This window comes from Nocardioides sp. NPDC087217 (assembly GCF_044744805.1).
In the GTDB taxonomy this organism is placed as follows: Bacteria; Actinomycetota; Actinomycetes; order Propionibacteriales; family Nocardioidaceae; genus Nocardioides.
Window position 1 is genome coordinate 367538 of record NZ_JBIUZB010000002.1, and the last position, 18505, is coordinate 386042.

General features: G+C 70.4%; 21 protein-coding genes. 11 read left to right on the plus strand and 10 right to left on the minus strand.

Annotated elements, in window-relative coordinates:
- Positions 1–3: 3 nt before the first annotated feature.
- Entirely contained in the window at positions 4–1062 is a 1059-nt protein-coding gene (locus ACIO3S_RS09065; protein ID WP_400461988.1) for an alcohol dehydrogenase catalytic domain-containing protein, read from the minus strand.
- Between the two features lie 23 nt (positions 1063–1085).
- Here ACIO3S_RS09065 and ACIO3S_RS09070 point away from each other — a divergent pair, with 23 nt between their 5' ends.
- The 4 genes from ACIO3S_RS09070 to ACIO3S_RS09085 all read left to right on the plus strand — a co-directional run bounded on the left by ACIO3S_RS09070 (position 1086) and on the right by ACIO3S_RS09085 (position 4954).
- Positions 1086–2852, plus strand: a complete 1767-nt coding sequence (locus ACIO3S_RS09070) for a SulP family inorganic anion transporter (RefSeq protein ID WP_400461991.1) — start codon at positions 1086–1088, stop codon at positions 2850–2852.
- Between the two features lie 112 nt (positions 2853–2964).
- Entirely contained in the window at positions 2965–3927 is a 963-nt protein-coding gene (locus tag ACIO3S_RS09075) for a universal stress protein (protein WP_400461994.1), read from the plus strand.
- 32 nt (positions 3928–3959) lie between these two features.
- Entirely contained in the window at positions 3960–4187 is a 228-nt protein-coding gene (locus ACIO3S_RS09080) for a hypothetical protein (protein ID WP_400461997.1), read from the plus strand.
- Positions 4184–4954 carry a hypothetical protein gene (locus tag ACIO3S_RS09085; protein ID WP_400461999.1) on the plus strand — a complete coding sequence of 257 codons (771 nt, stop codon included), beginning with the start codon at positions 4184–4186 and terminating at the stop codon, positions 4952–4954. Before ACIO3S_RS09080 ends, ACIO3S_RS09085 begins: the two co-directional genes overlap by 4 nt.
- Here the strand turns inward: ACIO3S_RS09085 and ACIO3S_RS09090 are convergent.
- Genes ACIO3S_RS09090 through ACIO3S_RS09100 form a run of 3 tightly spaced genes read right to left on the minus strand, consistent with a single transcriptional unit; the run spans position 4895 to position 6134 of the window.
- Positions 4895–5707, minus strand: a complete 813-nt coding sequence (locus ACIO3S_RS09090; protein WP_400462002.1) for a hypothetical protein — start codon at positions 5705–5707, stop codon at positions 4895–4897. The genes ACIO3S_RS09085 and ACIO3S_RS09090 overlap by 60 nt on opposite strands.
- Positions 5704–5985, minus strand: a complete 282-nt coding sequence (locus ACIO3S_RS09095) for a hypothetical protein (protein WP_400462005.1) — start codon at positions 5983–5985, stop codon at positions 5704–5706. Before ACIO3S_RS09095 ends, ACIO3S_RS09090 begins: the two co-directional genes overlap by 4 nt.
- Positions 5982–6134 (minus strand): hypothetical protein, encoded by a 153-nt coding sequence (locus ACIO3S_RS09100; protein ID WP_400462008.1) that lies wholly within the window; start codon positions 6132–6134, stop codon positions 5982–5984. The genes ACIO3S_RS09095 and ACIO3S_RS09100 overlap by 4 nt, the downstream gene beginning before the upstream one ends.
- Positions 6135–6452: 318 nt before the next feature.
- Here ACIO3S_RS09100 and ACIO3S_RS09105 point away from each other — a divergent pair, with 318 nt between their 5' ends.
- From ACIO3S_RS09105 to ACIO3S_RS09120, 4 genes are all read left to right on the plus strand, one after another.
- Complete coding sequence (locus ACIO3S_RS09105; protein WP_400462011.1) at positions 6453–7163, plus strand: hypothetical protein; 711 nt, start codon at positions 6453–6455, stop codon at positions 7161–7163.
- A gap of 538 nt (positions 7164–7701) precedes the next feature.
- Positions 7702–8664 (plus strand): universal stress protein, encoded by a 963-nt coding sequence (locus tag ACIO3S_RS09110; RefSeq protein WP_400462014.1) that lies wholly within the window; start codon positions 7702–7704, stop codon positions 8662–8664.
- Between the two features lie 14 nt (positions 8665–8678).
- Positions 8679–9095 (plus strand): pyridoxamine 5'-phosphate oxidase family protein, encoded by a 417-nt coding sequence (locus ACIO3S_RS09115; RefSeq protein ID WP_400462016.1) that lies wholly within the window; start codon positions 8679–8681, stop codon positions 9093–9095.
- A 53-nt stretch (positions 9096–9148) separates the two neighbouring features.
- On the plus strand, positions 9149–10036 hold the full coding sequence (locus tag ACIO3S_RS09120) for a universal stress protein (RefSeq protein ID WP_400462019.1): 888 nt from the start codon (positions 9149–9151) through the stop codon (positions 10034–10036).
- On the opposite strand, the gene ACIO3S_RS09125 is transcribed toward ACIO3S_RS09120, so the two are convergent.
- The 5 genes from ACIO3S_RS09125 to ACIO3S_RS09145 all read right to left on the minus strand — a co-directional run bounded on the left by ACIO3S_RS09125 (position 9994) and on the right by ACIO3S_RS09145 (position 14736).
- Positions 9994–11178 (minus strand): NAD(P)/FAD-dependent oxidoreductase, encoded by a 1185-nt coding sequence (locus tag ACIO3S_RS09125; RefSeq protein WP_400462022.1) that lies wholly within the window; start codon positions 11176–11178, stop codon positions 9994–9996. The genes ACIO3S_RS09120 and ACIO3S_RS09125 overlap by 43 nt on opposite strands.
- Before the next feature lie 30 nt (positions 11179–11208).
- Positions 11209–11403, minus strand: coding sequence for a ferredoxin (locus ACIO3S_RS09130; protein WP_350657827.1), 195 nt, complete (start codon positions 11401–11403; stop codon positions 11209–11211).
- The gene (locus ACIO3S_RS09135) at positions 11400–12812 is read right to left on the minus strand and encodes a fatty acid desaturase (RefSeq protein ID WP_400462025.1); all 1413 of its coding nucleotides are present in this window, start codon (positions 12810–12812) and stop codon (positions 11400–11402) included. The genes ACIO3S_RS09130 and ACIO3S_RS09135 overlap by 4 nt, the downstream gene beginning before the upstream one ends.
- Before the next feature lie 86 nt (positions 12813–12898).
- Complete coding sequence (locus ACIO3S_RS09140) at positions 12899–14131, minus strand: helix-turn-helix domain-containing protein (RefSeq protein WP_400462028.1); 1233 nt, start codon at positions 14129–14131, stop codon at positions 12899–12901.
- Positions 14132–14220: 89 nt separating this feature from the next.
- Complete coding sequence (locus ACIO3S_RS09145; RefSeq protein WP_400462031.1) at positions 14221–14736, minus strand: GNAT family N-acetyltransferase; 516 nt, start codon at positions 14734–14736, stop codon at positions 14221–14223.
- Positions 14737–14966: 230 nt separating this feature from the next.
- On the opposite strand from ACIO3S_RS09145, the gene ACIO3S_RS09150 reads away from it, so the two are divergent.
- From ACIO3S_RS09150 to ACIO3S_RS09160, 3 genes are read left to right on the plus strand one after another with little or no spacing between them, the layout of a single operon-like run.
- Positions 14967–16655, plus strand: coding sequence for an ABC-F family ATP-binding cassette domain-containing protein (locus ACIO3S_RS09150; RefSeq protein ID WP_400462034.1), 1689 nt, complete (start codon positions 14967–14969; stop codon positions 16653–16655).
- Positions 16656–16687: 32 nt separating this feature from the next.
- Positions 16688–17446: an ArsR/SmtB family transcription factor gene (locus ACIO3S_RS09155; RefSeq protein ID WP_400462037.1), complete on the plus strand. Its 759-nt coding sequence runs from the start codon at positions 16688–16690 to the stop codon at positions 17444–17446.
- Between the two features lie 36 nt (positions 17447–17482).
- On the plus strand, positions 17483–17863 hold the full coding sequence (locus ACIO3S_RS09160; RefSeq protein ID WP_400462040.1) for a VOC family protein: 381 nt from the start codon (positions 17483–17485) through the stop codon (positions 17861–17863).
- On the opposite strand, the gene ACIO3S_RS09165 is transcribed toward ACIO3S_RS09160, so the two are convergent.
- Complete coding sequence (locus ACIO3S_RS09165; protein ID WP_400462043.1) at positions 17858–18490, minus strand: TetR/AcrR family transcriptional regulator; 633 nt, start codon at positions 18488–18490, stop codon at positions 17858–17860. The two genes, ACIO3S_RS09160 and ACIO3S_RS09165, sit on opposite strands and share 6 nt — an antisense overlap.
- Positions 18491–18505: the final 15 nt, after the last annotated feature.

Sequence of the window (18505 nt, forward strand, 5' to 3'; positions counted from 1 at the left end):
CCGTCACGCATCGGTGAGATCGGCGTCATCGCCGAACAGCACGACCTTCATCGCCCCGGTCTCCTGGGCATCGGTGAAGACGTCGTACGCGTCCTGGATCTCCGCCAGCCCGAACCGGTGCGCCACCAGGTCGGGGAGCGCGATCCGCCCCGCCGCGAGCATCGACAGGAGCATCGGCGTCGAGCTCGTGTCGACCAGTCCGGTGGTGATCGTGACGTCGCGGTCCCACAGCGCCTCGAGGCTGAGTACCGCGCTGCGCCCGTGGACGCCCGCGTTCGCCACATGGCCACAGGGACGGACCAGCTCGGCGCACAGCTCGAAGGTCTCGGGCACGCCGACGGCCTCGATGCTGACGTCGACGCCGTCGGCGGTGTTGTCCCGGACCCAGGCGCGTGCCTCCTCGGCATCGGCCAGCGTGACGTCGGCGCCGAAGGCCTCGGCGCTCTTGCGCCGGGCCTCGCCCGGCTCGACGACGACGATCCGCAGCGGGCTGTAGAGCCGGGCGGTCGCGATCGCGGCCAGACCGATCGGGCCGGCACCGACGATCAGGACGGTGTCGCCGGGGCTGACCTCACCGTTGCGCACACCGACCTCGTAGGAGGTCGGCAGGATGTCGGCGAGCAGCACGGCCGTCACGTCGTCGACTTTGCGCGGTAGGTGGTGCATCGAGTGGTCGGCGAACGGCACCCGCACGCGCTCGGCCTGGGTGCCGTCGATCAGGTGGCCGAGCACCCAGCCGCCGCCTCCGGTGCACCGGCCGTAGCTGCCGGTGCGGCAGTAGCGGCAGCGTCCGCAGCTGCTGATGCAGGAGATGAGCACGCGGTCGCCAGGTGCGAAGTCACGTACGCCCGGGCCGGTCTGCTCGACCACCCCGACGGCCTCGTGGCCGAGCACCGTGCCGGGCGCCACGCTCGGTACGTCGCCCTTGAGGATGTGCAGGTCGGTGCCGCAGATCGTGACGGCGTCGACGCGGACGACGGCGTCCTCGGCGTCGGCGATGACCGGGTCGGGGACCTCGGTCCACTTCCGGGATCCCGGGCCGTCGTAGACAAGTGCTTTCATCGTGCCCTCCTGAGGTCTGGTCTGTGTCGATCCTCTGCCCGGGCGGGCACCTGCAGGAGTGGTCATCGGCCACCGGTGAGAGGGCCTTCGTCCTGACCGCGGCCGGCGACTCATGGGACAGTGCTGCCATGGACGTACGCCGCGTGATGCCGCCGTGGGCCCGCGGCTACCAGAAACGTTGGCTGTGGTTCGATCTGCTCGCCGGGGTGACGATCACCGCCTACCTGGTGCCCCAGGTGATGGCGTACGCCGAGCTGGCCGGTCTCCCGCCCGAGACCGGGTTGTGGGCGTGCGTCGGTGCGATGATGGTCTACGGGCTGTTGGGCACCTCCCGGCTGCTCTCGGTCGGGCCGGAGTCGACCACCGCGCTGATGACGGCGGCGGCGATCGGTGCCACCCCGGCCGCGGCTGACGACCCCGCCTCGTTCGCGGCGACGCTCGCGCTCGTGGTCGCCGCGATCTGCGTGGTGGGCTGGTTCCTGCGGGTCTCGGTCCTGGCCGAGCTCTTCTCGCGGCCGGTGCTGGTCGGCTACATGGCGGGGATCGCGGTCCTCATGGTCGTCTCCCAGCTCGACAACCTCACCGGCGTCACCATCACCGGTGACGGGGTGCTGGCGGAGCTGAGCAGCTTCATCCGCAACCTCGACCAGGTCCATGTCCCCACGCTGCTGCTCGGTGGCGGAGCGGCCGCCGCGATGATCGTCGGCTCCCTGCTCGCGCCGCGGGCACCGGTCGCGTTGATCGGCATGCTCGCCGCCACCGCGCTGGTGGCACTGCTCGGTGACGGGTACGGACTGCGGCTGGTCGGCGAGATCCCGAGCCGGCCTCCGGCCCCGGGTCTCCCTGTTCTGGACCCGGGGGCCATCGTCGCGATGCTCGGCCCGGCGCTCGGCGTCGCCTTCGTGGGCTACACCGACAACATCCTCACCGGCCGCGCGTTCGCCCGCCGTGGCGAACACGTCGACGCGCGGCGGGAGCTGCTCGCCCTGGGTGGGGCCAACCTCGGCTCGGCGCTCCTGCACGGGTTTCCGGTCAGCAGCAGCGGCAGCAGGACCGCCATCGGCCACGCCGTGGGCGGGCGTACGCAGCTGACCTCGTACGTCACAGCAGCCACCACGGTGGCCGCAGTGCTGCTCCTGGCGCCGGTCCTGGAGGCGTTCCCGGAGGCCGCGCTCGGTGCTGTGGTGGTCTACGCCGCCACCAAGCTGGTCGAGGTGGGGGAGCTGCGTCGCTTCGCCCGGTTCCGGCGCAGCGAGCTCGTCCTCGCCCTGGTCACGACGGTGGCGGTGCTGGCCGCCGGGGTGATGTGGGGCGTACTGATCGCGGTGGGTCTCTCGGTGCTCGACCTGCTGCGCCGGGTCGCGCACCCGCACGACGCGGTTCTCGGCCACGTACCAGGGCTGGCGGGGATGCACGACGTGGACGACTATCCCGACGCCGAGGAGGTGCCCGGCCTGCTCGTCTACCGCTACGACTCGCCGCTCTTCTTCGCCAACGCCGAGGACTTCCGCACCCGCGCGCTCGCGGCGGTCGACGATGCCGAGCAGCCGGTGGAGTGGTTCCTGCTGAATGCCGAGGCGAACACCGAGGTCGACGTCACCGCGGTGGACGCGCTCGAGGCGCTACGTGCCGCGCTGGGCGAACGGGGCATCGTCCTCGCGATCGCCAGGATCAAGCAGGATCTGCGTGACTCGCTGGCCCCTTCCGGCATCTTGGACAGGATCGGCGAGGAGCGGCTGTTCCCGACCCTGCCGACTGCCGTCGAGGCGTACCGGCACCGGCAGCGGTGAGCGGTGGACCAAGGTCCACGGATCGCGGAACCGACGTCCCTGCCCGCTGGCGACGACCTCGATGAGAGTGGGAACGGGACGGCCGGATGCGCCGCGCCCGTGAGGAGACGACATGTCCGAGAACAACCGGATCCTGGTCGGCATCGACGGGGGAGCGGGTCGCCGGGCGGCGATCGCCTACGCCGCGGCCGAGGCCGGCCTGGACGACGCCGATCTCTGGCTCGTGCACGTGACTCTGTCCCAGCCGGCGGATGTGATCGGTCCCTATCGCTACCCATCGTTCGGAGAGGACGTCCGCCGGGCCGGGAACGAGCTGCTGGAGAAGGCCACCGAGGAGGCGGTCGCGTACGTCGGTGCTGAGCATGTGACCGCGACCCTCCTGGAGAGCTCGGTGGTCTCCGGGCTGGTTCACTGCGCCGCAGCCGCCCGGATGGTGGTCCTCGGTGACGATCGCAGACAGGGCCTGAAGCGCATCATGACCGGGTCGGTCATGAACCGGGTCGCGGGCCATGCGCCGGTCCCGGTCGTCATGGTGCCGAGCGGCTGGTCGCCCGAGAACCCGACTCGCAGGGTGGTCGTGGCGGTCAAGGACTGCGTGAGCTCGGCGGGACTGATCGCCCAGGCTCTCAAGCACGCGGCGGACCGGAGCGCAGCGCTGCTCGTGCTCCACGCCTGGCAGCTCGACACGGTCTACGACGACATGACCGTGGGCCACCTGGACATGGGCGACTGGGAGAACAACGCCCGCCGCGCCTTGGAGAACGCGCTGGACCGCGCGCGTCGCCGAGTCCCGCACGCCGCGGACGTGGACGTCCGGATCGAGGTGCGCCACGGCCAGCCGGCCAGGGAGATCACCGAGGAGACCAGGAACGCCGATCTCCTGGTCATCGGCCGCCGCCGGCACTCCTTCCCCCTGGGTCGTCTGGGCAACACCGGCCGTGCGGTCATCCGCGAGAGCCGTTGCCCGGTCGAGATCCAGCCACCGATCCCCGATGTGCTCACCGCCGCCGACCTCGTCCTCGAGCACGACGGCCGGTTCGAGAAGGCCGGCGTCGACCCGGCCCCGGCCTTCTGAACTGCTCAGGCCGGCTGACGAGTGGGCGAGCGATGGCGACGACGGTGATCGAGATCGAGCGGACGTACGACGTGGACGAGGACGCCCTGCTTCCTGACCTGGCAGGACTGCCCGATGCGGCCCAGGTCGATCCGCAGGGCACGCTCGCGCTCTCAGCCGCGCCGCCCGATCTCGACGACGCGACCGTCGCCGACGAGCACGCCCACGAACGCACCGTGTCCCGGCTGCTCAGGCCGAAGTCGCGACGTTGGCTGCGATGAGCAGCCACCTGCCCGGCGCTGACCCGTCGTGGCACCGGCTCTACCGAGTGGGGGCAGTCTCCGCCGGCCTGGCTGTGGCGCTGTACGTCGCGGCCCTGGTGGTCTTCGCCGTCGCAGCGGTCCCTCCGGTCTCTGGCGGGGAGGAGATGCTCGAGTACGTCGATGCTCATCGGACGATCTACATCACGCGGCAGCTGATGTGGCTGATCCCGAGCCTTCTCCTGATGATGGTCTTCCTCGCTCTCGCCATAGCGCTGAGCCATCTGGACAAGAGCTTCGCGGCGATCGCAGGCGTGGTCTCGGTCGCGTCGTGGGCGGTGTCGTTCGCCTGGCCGACCACCGGTGACGGTTCGCTGGCCATGGTCGTGCTGAGCGACAAGTACGCGGCCGCCACGACGGCGGCCGACCAGGCCGCCTACGTGGCTGGGGCCGAAGTCCTGATCGCGCTCAACGATGTTCCGGCCGTGATCGGGGCGCTGCAGACCCTCGGCATCGTGCTGATCTCACTGCTGATGCTCAAGGGCGTCTCCTGGAGAGGGCTGGCCTGGTTCGGTGTGCTCACCGGTGGCGTCGGGTTCGTCTCGGAGGCCCTGCGACCTGTCCTCGGCTGGGCGTACGCGTTCTACGGCGTCCTGCTTTTCGTATGGCTGATCTGGACGGGCTTCGCGCTGTGGAGACTGGCGGCGGAGGCAATCAGCGAGTCGGGTTCACAGCTGCCGTCCTACTCGCGACGGGACCGCGCGCAGCCAGAGGACCAGAGGGACTAGGGTCGCTGCGGCGAGTACGACGAACAACACGACGCCGCCCAGGGTCGCCACGTCGGAGGCGGGATCGGCGCGGTGGCCGAACCACTGGTCGACGGCGACCCCGATCGCCTCGATCATCCAGAAGAACAGCCCGGCTCCGGCGAGGAAGACGCCGGCGGGTCGGCGCTGCCAGAGCAGCACGGCCACGATCGCGAGCGCGGGCAGCCAGACCGCGAGGTCCTGGATGTAGATCGGATTGGTGGTCAGGCCGGTCCCGTCCAGGAAGCCGGGCGGGTCCTCTCCCAGATCAGGTACGACGAACCGCAGCCACGCCAGTGCGTTGAGGGCGACCACGGTCAGGATGAACGCGGCGATGCTGCGCGCCGGCAGCCTGCCTCCCGGCACCAGGAGCGGCAGCGGGTCGAGCAGCGCGCTGACAAGGGACCACAGCGACAGCCCGAGCAGGGCGACGTAGGCCAGGAACAGCTCGTTGAACGGGGTGGCGTACACCAGCAGGGTGGCGTTGTAGGTGAGGTAGCCGAGCGCGCCGATCAGGGCAGCCCGCCCGCGGACCGAGCCTCGGGTCGACGTGGCCAGCCCGACCGCGAGCACCGGTAGCGCCAGTGCGAACATGGTGAGCGCTGTGCCGCGCGCGGAGCCGTTCATCACGGGCGCGCCGTTGAGGATCCCGTCCACGAAGAACGTGGGAGCGGCAGCGACCACGACCAGCGCTGCAACGGCGGCACAGAGGCCCCGGGTCCGCCGACTGATCACGTCGAACCGTCGGACATCGACGAGGAGGTGGTCTCCTCGATCTTCGATGAGGCCTCTTCTCTCTGCCGCGCTGGTGTCCACGCCACCACGAGCGCACCGGTCACGAGGTAGATCACCTGCAGGACATGGAATGCACGGATCGATGCGATCTCTCCGATGATCCAGAACACCATGATCGTTCCCGCGACGATGCTGGCGAGCTGCCAGCCGGGGCTGCGTTTGGCAAGGGCGGCGGCGGCGATCAGGGAGCTGCCGCCTACGACGGCCATCAGGATCACACCCGGGAAGTAGTTGCTGGGAAGTCGGTGTCCCGGACCCAGGATGCCTGCTCGGGAATCCAGTCGGTCATCAGGGCGAGACCCCCGGCCGTGGCGCTCAAGCCGTTGAACAGCAACAACCCGAGCAGGACCTTGCTCTTGCCGCTCATCGCGCCTCCGCCGCCGGGAACAGATGGGGTGCTGCTCCTCGTGACCACGCTAAGTACCGCTCGAGGCCTCCAAGGAGTGCCGAAGGTCCCCGTGGCTCAGCGCCAAAGTCCTCCTGACTCGGCGACCATTCGCCGCACGCTGGCTCCTCTGGCCATCAGGGCGTAGCTCCTTCATCGATCTCTGATCTGCATGCCCTAGTGCGCCGGGCCGGGGAAGCCAGCGAAGGACCAACGACTACCGACGTCGGGGCCTTGGTCCCGGAGCAGGAGGAATCGTGGCCCGTCCGCCCAACCCCGGCCAACCGGGAAGGTGACCATATGAGACGTTGGGTGTGGTCGGCCGTGGCCGCCATCGCGGCCGGTTGCGGCATGGCCGCACTCATGGCGTGGTCGGTGCCCATGACGCTCGGGTGGTGGGCGGGCGGCAGCTTCATCACCCTCTCGCTGTTGGTGTGCCTCGGACCCGACACGGGTCCGATCCGGTGGAAGGCCGTGCTCGTCAGGAGCCTGCTGTGGCCGACTGCCGCGCTGGCCGCCGCGGGGCTCGTCGTCGCGCTCGGTCTGACCAGCGCACTGCTGGTGACCGCCGCGGGGCTGGCCGCGGCATGGGAGCTGGGGTGGATCGGCTGGCCGCCGCGCGCCGCACCACCGGTGAAGCGCCGTCGCCGGGTGGGCAGGCGGCGTTCGCGCGCAGAGGCGGCAGCGGCGGCGGCAGAGTCAGCGGCAGTGGCAGGGGCCATCAGGCCCCACGTGATCGATCCGGTCGAGGCTGTCTTGGCGGTCACCGACGGGCTGACCGACTCGGACCTGTGCATGGCGTGGCGATCCAGCTACGTCGCTCTCGACCGGGCCACGGACCCGAGCGCGAAGCTACGGGCGGTCGAGATCCGCGAGTTGCTCCTCGAAGAGCTCGGGCGGCGCGACGCGCCGGGACTGGAGGCGTGGTTCCGTTCCGGTGCCCGGGCGGCAGGTGGGCCGGACCGCTACCTCCGGGGCGCGACGCCTCGGCCGTGGCGTGGCGCGTGCTGAGTCCGGGCGCCTGAGGACCTTGGACCCGATCTGCGAGACCTACGTCCCTGGCACTGTGCGCGCAGGCGGGATTCGCTGGAGACGCCGCGGCGGCCGCAGAGCCTCCGGGATCCGGCCACAAGGGGGTGGGCCGGATCCCGGGGAAGACGCCCGGCAGGGACTGGTTACGCATCAGTCCCTGCCGGGCAGTTCACGGGACGAAGGGCCCGCCCGGAGCGGACCCCGTTCCCTCGCCGCGACGGCTTCGGCGGCGGTTGGCTGAAGGTGTCCCGCCAAGAGGGTCGGCGAGACCGTTGGGGGAATCATGACTTCAATCTCGACACCAGGTTCCGCGACAGCGCTTCCCGGGCACAACCCCTGGCTGCGTTGACCACCCGCCCGTGGACCCGGTACGCCCCACCCTCGACAGTGAAGGTCCGATCATGAGCTACTTCCCCAGGACTTGGTCGAGAGGGGAGCTGGTGTGGGCGACCAAAGGCCCTTGCCTCGGGCCGAGGGTCCCTGTCGAGAGACCGCCCCGCGGGCCGACGCTGGAGACATGAACGAGCGCAGAGATCTCATCCTGGCAGGAGTCGACGGCACCGAGGCGGGCCTGGCCGCCGCCCGCTACGCCGCCGCCGAGGCGGCCCGGACCGGTGCCGTGTTGCACCTGGTCTACGTGGTCGACCCGTACGCACCACCCCTGCCGACCTGGCCGGTGGCTCCCACGGCCCCCGATTCCAGGATGGGCCAGCTCGGACGAGCGATCCTCGCGGAGGCGGAGGACGCAGTTGCGGACAGCGGCGCGGTGGTGACCACGGACCTGCTGCTCGGCCTGCCGGCGACGGTGCTGGCCCAGGAGTCCGCCAAGGCACGGTTGGTCGTGCTGGGTGACCAGCCGCGCACGCTCCTCGACCGGATCATCACGTCCTCCATCCTCGCCCCGGTCGCGGCTCACGCGCCCGTGCCGATGATCGCCGTCCCCGCCACCTGTGTTCCCGGGGACGAACCCCGCGAGATCGTCGTCGGAGTCCAGGACGCCGCCGGCTCCATCGCTCTCGTACGCCGCGGGCTGGAGGTGGCGGCCGAGCGGGGCGCGCCCCTGCGACTGCTGCACGCCTGGCACACCTTCGGAGCCTTCCAGGACTACCTCAGCTTGGGGAGCGAGGAGCAGGCCTGGATCGACCGGGCCGAGCGGGAGCTCACTGCGACCCTGGGTGTGGCCCGAGCGGACTCGAGCCCGAAGGTGGCCGGAGTCGATGTCCGGGTCGACGTCGTGCACGCCCAGACGGCGTACGCCCTGGTGGAGGCATCCCGCGGCGCGGATCTGCTGATCCTCGGCCACGGCCGGAGCTTCCGAGGCTTTGGACATCTGGGCGGAATCGTCCGGGCGGTGCTTCGCGAAAGCGCCTGCCCGATCGAGATCGACCCGTCCGTGGCACCGGAATTCGAGGGGGACGCCGGTGCCACGGACGGCGTCACGACAACAGGTCGCCGGCCCGTCGGCGCCGGCCGGAAGTGACGAAGGAGAAGGCGATGTATCTGGCAGCACGATGGTTCCCCGGTCATCTCACCGAGCTCGACCGCGCCGAGTGCGTGGAGCTGCTCGACCGGAGCGAGGTCGGAAGAGTCGCCTTCGGCGACCCGGACGGACCGTTGGTCCTGCCGGTCAACCACGTCATGGTGGGCGATCGGATCGTGTTCCGCACCGCTCCGCGCACGGCGATCGCGGACCACCTCGGCACCGGACAGGTGTCGTATCAGATCGACGAGTTCGATTCGTACACCTCCTCGGGCTGGAGCGTGCTGGCACGTGGGTCCGCGGAGCTCGTCGACGGCGTATGGCTGGCGGCGCACGACCTCACGCCGGAGCCGTGGGCAGACGGTCGGCGAACGCTGTACGTCTGCATCACGCCGACCCAGATCACCGGCCGACGCGTCGTGCCGGTCTGAATCGCCCATCACAGACGAGTAGAGCGCAGACGAGTAGAGCCAAAGGAGTCGAGATGACGTACGCAGCAATCCCCGAGGGCGCCGTCCTGGTCGGCGTCGAGAACTGGCCGGCCGCGGCCGAGAGCGTGTCGTGGGCCGTCGAGCAGGCATACCGCGACGGACGTGACGTGGGCCTGGTCCACGTGCTGACGGCCACGACTCTGGAGACTCCGCCCGGATTCCAGGCCGGAGCGCCCTCCGAGCCCGAGCAGGCTCACGGGTTGGTGGTGCTGGCGAGTGCCGAACGCTACGCCGAGCATCGCCTCGATGAGCTCTCCCGAGCTCCAGGATTCTTCGGTTACCGGCGCCCGGAGGTGGCCACGACGCTGCAGGTGGGGTCCGTGGTGCCCGCGCTCGTGGCCGAGACCGGCCACGCGACGCTGCTGGTGCTCGGGTCGCGGGGCCGAGGACCGGTCGGCAGCTGGATCCTCGGGTCGGTCAGCCGATCCGTCGTCCAGGACGCGCAGTGCCCGGTCGTCGTGCTGTGCCCGGGCGCCGGCGGCGTGGGCCGCGGCGTGCTCGTCGGCATCGACGGCACCAGGGACGCCATCCCCGCCCTGGAGTTCGCCTTCGACCAGGCCGCCCAGCGGAACCTGCCGGTGACGGTGCTGTACTGCTACCGCGCAGGCGGCGCGGAGCGGCCCGGCGACGACCGGGTGCTGGTCGCGGAGTGCGTGGCCGGACTCCGGGAACGCTATCCGGACCTGCACCCGCACCTGCGGTTCCAGGCCGGAAGCCTCGGGCACGCGCTCGCGGAGCAGGCTCAGACCATGCACATGGTCGTGGTCGGTGGCGGGGGAGCGGTGGCCAACCACCTCCTGGACCACGCGCACAGTGTCGTCGTCACCGTCCCGTCGAGCTACTCGCGAACAGGTACGCCGCCCCCGGCCAACGCAGTGTGAGCCCGGGCCTCGGAGGGAGCCGGGGCGGCCAAGGTGCGGCGCAGCCGGGCGACAGGACCAGGGCTGTCGATGCCGACCGCGCCCACCTCGATGCCACCTCGCCGGTAGACGATGAACCCGGCCTCGTGCTCCTCCTCGTCGGCCGCCGTGGTCTCGCCGACGACCTGGATCCGGTGCCCGTGCCAGGTCGACCAGGCGAAGGGGACGGAGGCGAAGACCTCAGTGGCTCCGGCGGCGTTCGCGCCGGCGACCCGACCCTGCTCACCGGCAGCGGTCCAGTGCTCGCTGCGCTCGCCGTCGACGCACGCCACGTCACCCGCGGCCCAGACCCCAGGTGCGCTGGTGGCGAGCCGACGGTCGCAGAGAACTCCGCCGGTTCGGTTGTCCAGGGCGACACCGCTGCCGGCGAGCCACGCCGTCGCCGGGCGGGCGCCGATGCCCAGGACCACGGCATCGCCGGCCAGGGTCTCACCGGTGCTCAGCTCGACCTCGTCGACGCCGATGTCCGAGCTGCGTACTCCGGAGACGGTCGTCCTGGTGAGCAGCCTGACGCCGGCGTCGGTATGCAGCTGCATCAGGCGTACGGCCGCGAGCGGGCCGACCGCTCTCTCCAGCGGTCGGCTGCTCGCCTCGACCACGGTGACCTCGATCCCGCGGGCACGGGCTGCCGAGGCGATCTCGGAACCGATGAACCCGGCCCCGACGATCACCACCCGGCGCGAGCGTGCCAGGGAGTCGCGTACGGCGAGCGCGTCGTCGTAGCGACGGAGCACCTGTACGCCGCGCACGCCGGAGAGCCCCGGCAGGGTCGTCGCCGTGCTGCCGGTGGCGATCACGAGCGCGTCGTAGTCGATGTCTCCGGCGCTGGTGGTCACCGTGCGGCGCTCGGTGTCGAGGCCGTGGACCCGCACCCCGGACATGTGGTGCACCCGCAGCTCCTCGATCACCTCGCTCGACCGCAGCACCGGCACGCCGGGCTCCTCCTCGCTGGAGAGAGCCGCCTTCGACAGCGGCGGCCGGTCATAGGGTGGGTACGGCTCGTCGCCGACGATCGTGATCGGCCCGGACCACCCGGCCCGGCGCGCGCCCTCGACGGCGCGGAGCCCGGCCAGCCCGGCACCGACGATCAGAAGTGATGGCATTCGTCTGTCCTCCGGCTCGACGGGTCGCACTCAGCCGAGCAGGCGGAGCGCGGAGACCGGGCAGGAGTCGACGGCGGCCTTGACGTACCCGCGGTCGGGGTCGGGCACTTCGTCGGTGAGAACCTCGACGAGGCCGTCGTCGCCGATCTGGAAGTAGGTGTCGGCCTGGGCCTCGCACATGCCGATGCCCTCGCACACCGTCTTATCCGCTTCGATCGTGTTCACAGCATGGACTCCTTCAGCGGGATGAAGTCGACCTTCTCGCGTACGCCGCAGTCCGGGCAGCACCAGTCGTCGGGGATGTCGCGCCAGGCGGTGCCGGCCGCGAAGCCCTCGAGCTCGTTGCCGACCGCGACCTCGTAGACGTAGCCGCAGCCGGGGCAGCGACCGGCGGCGACCTCGTCGTCGAAGCTCTGCCGGGTCACGTCGACCTTCACGGTCTCCTCGCTCGCCGGCTCTGCGGGCGGCGGGAACGTGGCGAGCAGCTTGTCGAGCCGGCCGGGGCGTACGTTGGCCAGCCGTACGTCGCCGTCGAAGTGCGCGACCACGCGCTTGTCCATCACCCGGCGCCACAGCGGCGGGACGAGGGCCAGCACGATCATCCCGGCGTAGCCGGTCGGCAGGGCCGGGGACTCCCGGTAGTCCCGCAGGGTCTGGTAGCGCCGGGTCGGGTTGGCGTGGTGGTCGCTGTGCCGCTGCAGGTGGTAGAGCAGCACGTTGGTGGCGATGTTGTTGGAGTTCCAGGAGTGCATCGGCAGCACCCGCTCGTAGCGCCCCGACGTGGTCTTCTGCCGCAGCATCCCGTAGTGCTCCAGGTAGTTCACGACCTCCAGCAGGGAGAAGCCGATGACGGCCTGGAGGACCAGGTAGGGCAGGATCCCGACGCCCAGCCACAGCGTCATCGCGATCCACAGGGCCGCGCTCATCAGCCAGGCGTTGAGGACGTCGTTGCCGAGGTGGAACGGGTGGGTGCCCTTGCGCCGGTAGCGCTTGGCCTCCAGGCCCCACGCGCTCCGGAGCGACCCGAACACGGTGCGGAACCAGAACCCGTAGAGGTTCTCGCCCATCCGGGAGGAGGCCGGGTCCTCCGGTGTCGCGACACGTACGTGGTGGCCGCGGTTGTGCTCGATGTAGAAGTGTCCGTAGAAGCTCTGCGCGAGGGCGATCTTGGACAGCCAGCGCTCGTGGCTCTCCTTCTTGTGGCCGAGCTCGTGGGCGGTGTTGATGCCGATGCCGCCGATGAACCCGATGGTGAGGGCCAGACCGATCTTGTGCGCCAGCGGCCAGTCCTGGGTCGCGATCAGGTACATCGCGAAGGCGAACCCGGCGTACTGGATCGGGAGGAACGCGAAGGTGATGTAGCGGTAGTAGCGGTCCTCCTCGAGCTCCTCGATGACGTCGTCGGGCGGGTTGGAGCGGTCCAGGCCGGCGGCGAAGTCGATGACGGGGACGATGCCGAGGACGACGATCGGACCGGTCCACAGGAACACGCCCCACCCGGTCAGGACGTAGCCACCCACGGCGATGAAGGCGAAGGACGGGACCACGAGTCCGAGGAGCCACAGATAGCGCTTCCTGTCCCGCCACCTCTCGGTGGACCCCCCATCGACGGTGCCGCTGGCGTCGAGTGTCATCTGCTGCCTCCTGTGATCTCGGTTACGACCACTGTCAGAATGGACGTGCGCAGCAGCGAAGTCTCTGGCCGATCAGGCCGAATCGCTCACCGATAACTGTGCGTATTCACAGTCGGTTTCGTGAGGAAGGCGTCGTGGTAGTCGAGCGCCAGCAGCAGGTCGCCGGCACGCTCGCGCAGCGGATGCCCGAGGAGCCGCTCGGCCTGGGCGACGCGGTAGCGGATGGTGTTCTTGTGGATGCCGAGCCGCTCGGCGAGCCGGTCTGCCGTCTCTGCCGAGGTGAGCACCTGGCGCACGGTCTCGCGGAGCCGTTCGTGGGGCGGTTCGGCCAGTCCGCGCAGCGTCGTGCGGGTGAACCGTTCGGCGGCAGCGGGGTCGTGTGCGATGAGGACCAGCGCGGCGACGTCGTCGTAGGCGGTCACCGGGTCTTGGCGCCCGGGTGCTTGTGCGACCCGTTGGGCCGCCTGCGCGTCGAGATGCGCTGCGACGAACCCGTCGAGACCGCTTCCGCCGATGCCCATCGTCACGCGGACGGCGGTGGGGTCGATCGCGATGTCGATCCCAGGGTCGGTCACGGTGTCCGGTCGTTCGCTCAGCGCGAGCCAGGCCCACATCTCCCGGCCGCCGGGGCGCACCAGCACCGACCGGGTGTGGCCGCCGGCTCGGCGGGTGACGGCGGTGAGAGCCGGCTCCAGCTGCTCGATCGAGTCGGCGGTCAGCGCGTGCGCGACCAGGGCGACATGGCCAGAGATGTTGATCGGGTGGCCGTCCAGCGAGGCGGACAGCTCGGTGGGGGAGACGCTCCGGGTGTCCAGCGCCTCGGAGACCACCTCGAAGCGTCGGGCGTCCCCACGTTGCTGGATCCGGGTCGTCTCGGTCTGATGGATCAGCACCGACTGCTCGACCGAGGAGCCGAACCACGCGGTGGCCTTCGTCCAGAACCAGACCAGCAGGGCCTCGTGGTCGAGATCGCTGGGCGCCTGCCGGACGACCTGCACCGCGAAGTCCCAGCTCTCCTCCTGAGCCCGCTGGTAGACCTTGAGCAGCAACGGGAGACCGAGATGACGGCGCGCTGCCTCGAGGGCGATGGCGCGTGCGGACGGGACCAGCTCGAATTCCGCGTCCGGCAGCGTGATCCGGTCGAGGAAGGCGTACCAGTGCTCTTCGACGGCCTTCAGGAGGAGGGGTCTGAGATCGGCCAGATCGATCGCACCGTCGGCCAGGATCGCGTCGGCGGTCGAGGTGGCCCAGCGGGTCACTTCCTCGGGTCGGCGTTGTTCGTCGGCGAATGCCGCCAACCAGGCACCGATCTCGGTCACCGCACTCACCTCTCTCGACCCTGTCTTGACGCGCAGGATTCGCGCAGTCTACAAACGCCGGCCGCGAGAGAGTGGCCCGCCGAGGACCTTCAGATCTGCATCCGGAGGATCGCGCCGGGCCAGGGCTCGGGCTGTCCGGTGTCGACCGTGAACCGCCGCTCCAGCGCGAACCCGAATCCTTCGTAGGTCCGAACGAGCGCCTGGTCGTCACCGGCGTAGCAGTCGAGCCTCAGCTGGGCGACACCTCGCTGCCGGCCGATCTCGAGGGCGTCCTCGACCAGCACCGCGCCGATGCCGGAACCGCTCCGGGCACGGTCGGTGACGAGCAGCTGCAAGTAGAGCTCGGGGATCGGTGCGGGGTCGACGTACGGCAGTGGTTCGTCGGCCAGGACGCAGATCCCGACGACCTGCCCGTCATCCTCGGCGATGCGGGCGGTGCGCTCGGAGAGCATCGTCCGGATCTGCTCGACCCGAGCCTCGACCGACGAGAACGGCACCTCGCCCCACTGCCCGGTACGGCCCTGCGCAGCGAGCCAGGCGACGGCGTCGTCGAGGAGGCTCATCGCTGCTGGGAGGTCGCTGACCGACCCGGTTCTGATGTGCATGGAGCGAAGGCTGGCACGGCTCTGATCGCCTGTCGAACGCTTTGGACGTGGTGCCGTAAACCGGTCGCAGGCCCCGTTGCGGGGCTGATAGCGTACGCGTCGATGGGTACTCTGAAGCGATAGATCGGGACGCTGCGTCGAGTCTTCTCCGCAGTGGGTCCTGAGCGACCGCGCCGTCAGACCGGCGCGCTCGAGGTCCGTGTTCCGACCCGTCGCCACGAGGAGTCCTCTTGTTCCCGTCTGCTTTCTCTGCCTCCGCCGTACGCAGCCACCGCGTCTGTGAGCTGCGCTCGGCGACCGTCCGCTTCGCCGAGCGGATCGTTCTCGACCGCGTCGACCTCGCCGTCGGCGCTTCCGATCGACTCGCCGTCATCGGCGACAACGGTGCTGGCAAGTCGACCCTGCTCGACCTGCTCGCCGGCGCCGTGAAACCGGTTGCCGGTGAGGTCCGCGTCGTCATTCCTGGCGGCATCGCATACGCCGCCCAGGAGCCGCGGTTTCCCGCGGGAGCGACGGTACGAGATGCCGTCGATCTCCTGCTCGCGGACCTGCGCGCGCTCGAGTCCCACATACAGCGTTGCGCTGAGCGCCTGTCCCGGGCCGGAGAACAGGATCAGCCGGCGCTGCTCGAGGAGCTCGGTGACCTGATCGACCGGTTCGAGGCACGTGACGGCTACGGCGTCGACCGACGTGTCGACGCCGCGCTCGACCAGCTCGGTCTGGGTGCTGTCGACCGGGGGCACCTGGTCGAAGCGCTCTCCGGAGGCGAGCGCGCTCGGCTCGCTCTCGCCGTGGCTCTGTCGGCCAATGCAGAGGTGCTCCTGCTCGACGAGCCGACGAACGACCTCGACGGCGCGGCGCTGGCCTGGCTCGAATCGCGGCTGGACGCACACCGCGGAGCCATGGTCGTGGCCACCCACGACCGCGCCTTCCTCGAGCGGTTCGCGGACGACATCGTCCAGGTACGCGACGCCGGGCTGCGCCGCTACGGCAACGGCTATGCCGGATTCCTGGTGGCGCGGGCGACCGAGCGACGACGCCAGGCCGAGCGGCACGAGGAGTGGAAGGCCGACCTGGCTCGCAACGAGGCCCTCGTCGCGGCGAACGCGTTCCGGCTCTCCGCGATCCCGCGCAAGCTCGAGCTCGACGGGTTCGGGCACGGCGCCTTCCGCGCCCGCAGCCGCGACCACGGCGCGATGGGCCGGATCCGGATGGCGAAGGAGCGCGTCGCCAGGCTCCGGGCCGAGCCCGTCGCGCCGCCGCCGGAGCCGCTCCGGTTCGCCGCCGGGCTCGAGGGTGCAACGACACCGGCCGCCGAGCCCTACCTCGCGCTCCATGACGTACGCCGCGAGGCGGGTGCCCGGATGAGGATGGCCGAGTGGACGCTGAAGGCCGGGGACCGCTGGCTGGTCACCGGACCGAACGGGGCCGGCAAGACGACGCTCCTGCGACTGCTGGTCGGCGAGCTCACGCCGGATTCGGGGACGATCGAGCGCGCACCGGGAGTGCGGCTCTCCTGGCTCCGCCAGGACGTCGCGGCGCCACCTGTGGGCTCGGTCGTCGGCGTGTTCGCCCGCGCCGTGGGGATCCACCGCGAGGACGCGGTCGAGCGCCTGCGGCGGTTCGGGCTGTTGCGCGAGGAGGAGATGCGCGGCCCGGTGCGGGCTCTCTCGGTCGGGCAGCGTCGCCGCCTCGACCTCGCGATCGCGCTGTCAGACCCTGGTGACGTACTTCTTCTCGACGAGCCGACCAACCACCTCGACCCCGAGCTCGTCGAGCAGCTCGAGGACGCCCTCGAAGCTCATCCCGGTGCCGTCGTCACGGTGACGCACGACCGTCACTGGATCCGCCGCGCCTCCGGATCGCAGCAGGTGCGTGTGTGCGGAGGAGAGGCGGAGGTGGCCGCGGTCAACCCTTGACATGAAACCAAACGGTTTCCTATTCTGGAGTCGTGGAACAGGTGTTTCGAGCCCTCGGCGACCCGACTCGGCGGGCGTTGCTGGACGCATTGCTGCAGGAAGACGGACAGACCCTGTCCTCACTGGTGAGCCGACATGCGATGACCCGGCCTGCGGTGGCCAAGCACCTGGCGATCCTGGAGGACGCCGGCCTCGTGGTCGTCGTGCGCAAGGGGCGCGAGAAGCACCACTTCCTCAACGTCGTGCCGATCCGCGAGATCCATGACCGCTGGGTGACGAAGTACACCGAGACCTGGGCGAGCGGCCTCGCCGACCTGAAACGAGACCTGGAGCGCACGATGGAGAAAGTCTTCGAGATCTACATCCGCACCACACCGGAGCGGCTGTGGGAGGCGATCACCGACCCGCAGATCCGCGCGAAGTACCACTTCGGCGCGGGGGTCCACTCCGACTGGACCCCGGGATCCGGCTTCACCATGGTCCACCCGGGGGCGGAGCAGCCCCTCGCCGAAGGCGAGAACATCGTCGTCGAGCCGCCGAGGCGACTCGTGCAGTCGATGCGCACCCTCTGGTCCGAGGCGGCCGAGGAGCAGGGCACCACGCGGGTGACCTGGGAGATCGAGCCGGTCGGCGACTCCTGTCGGCTCACGGTCACCCATGACCAGCTGAGCGGCGACGCGCCCCCGGAGCTCTACGGCGGCTGGCCGATGATCCTGTCCGGCCTCAAGACGTGGCTGGAGACGGGGGAGACCCTGACCACCCCGGGATCGCAGATGTACGGCCCGAGCTGACCCCTGACCGACGTCATCGAATCGAGAGGAATCCTCATGAGCACCATCACCGACATCCGCACCGTCGGCATCACCACCGCCGACCAGGACAAGGCCATCACCTTCTACCGCGACACCCTGGGCTTCGAGGTGCGACTCGACGTCGACGGACCGACCCGCTGGGTCGAGGTCGCGCCGGCCGGGGCCGACGTCTCCGTCGCCCTCGTCGCCGGCGACCGCGAGGCGGGGACGGTCACCGAGACCGGCATCCGGTTCAACGTTCCCGACGCGGCCGCCGAGCGCGAGTCGCTCCACTCTCGCGGCGTGAGCGTCGGCGAGCTGCTGCGCTGGCCCGGCGTACCGCCGATGTTCACCTTCGACGATCCCGACGGGAACCGCTTCGTGATCCTCGAGCAGACCGCGGCCGCGGCGTCATGACCGCTCGGTGCCCGGGACGGTCTCGCCCGATCGAGCGGTGTTGCTCAGATAGCCCGCGGTGAGCGCGACCATCTCCTCGAGCACGGCCTCGCGCGGGTAGGGCGGCCGGTCGAGCACCCAGCGCAGGGCGATGTTTTCCATCGCCACCACCAGCACCCACGCTGTGATCAGCGGGTCGGGGCGGGTCATCCCGACCGACCCGGCCCGCAGATAGGCGGCGGTGAGGTCGCGTACGCGGTTGACGAGTGCCGCGTGGCGATCGCGGTTGCGGGAGGCGGGGAGCTCTTCGGTCAGGACGCGCAGGAGGGCCGGATCCTGTTCCAGCCCGGCGAGGAGCGCGTCGGCGACCGACCGGATCGCCGGCGTGCCGACGGTGCTCGTCTGAAGTGCCAACGCCGACGCGGTGCGCTCGGAGACGTCGTCCCAGTAGCGGCTGATCACGATGTCGAGGATCGAGGCCTTGTCGGAGAAGTACTGGTAGAGCGAGCCGGGGCTGATGCCGGCGGCGATCGCGACGCGGTTGGTCGAGAACGTCTCGTAGCCGTCGTCGACCAGCACCTGGCGTCCGGCCTCCAGGATGCGCTCGACCGTCGCCCTCGAGCGGGCCTGGGTGGGTGTCTTGCGCATGGCCCTACGTTAGGC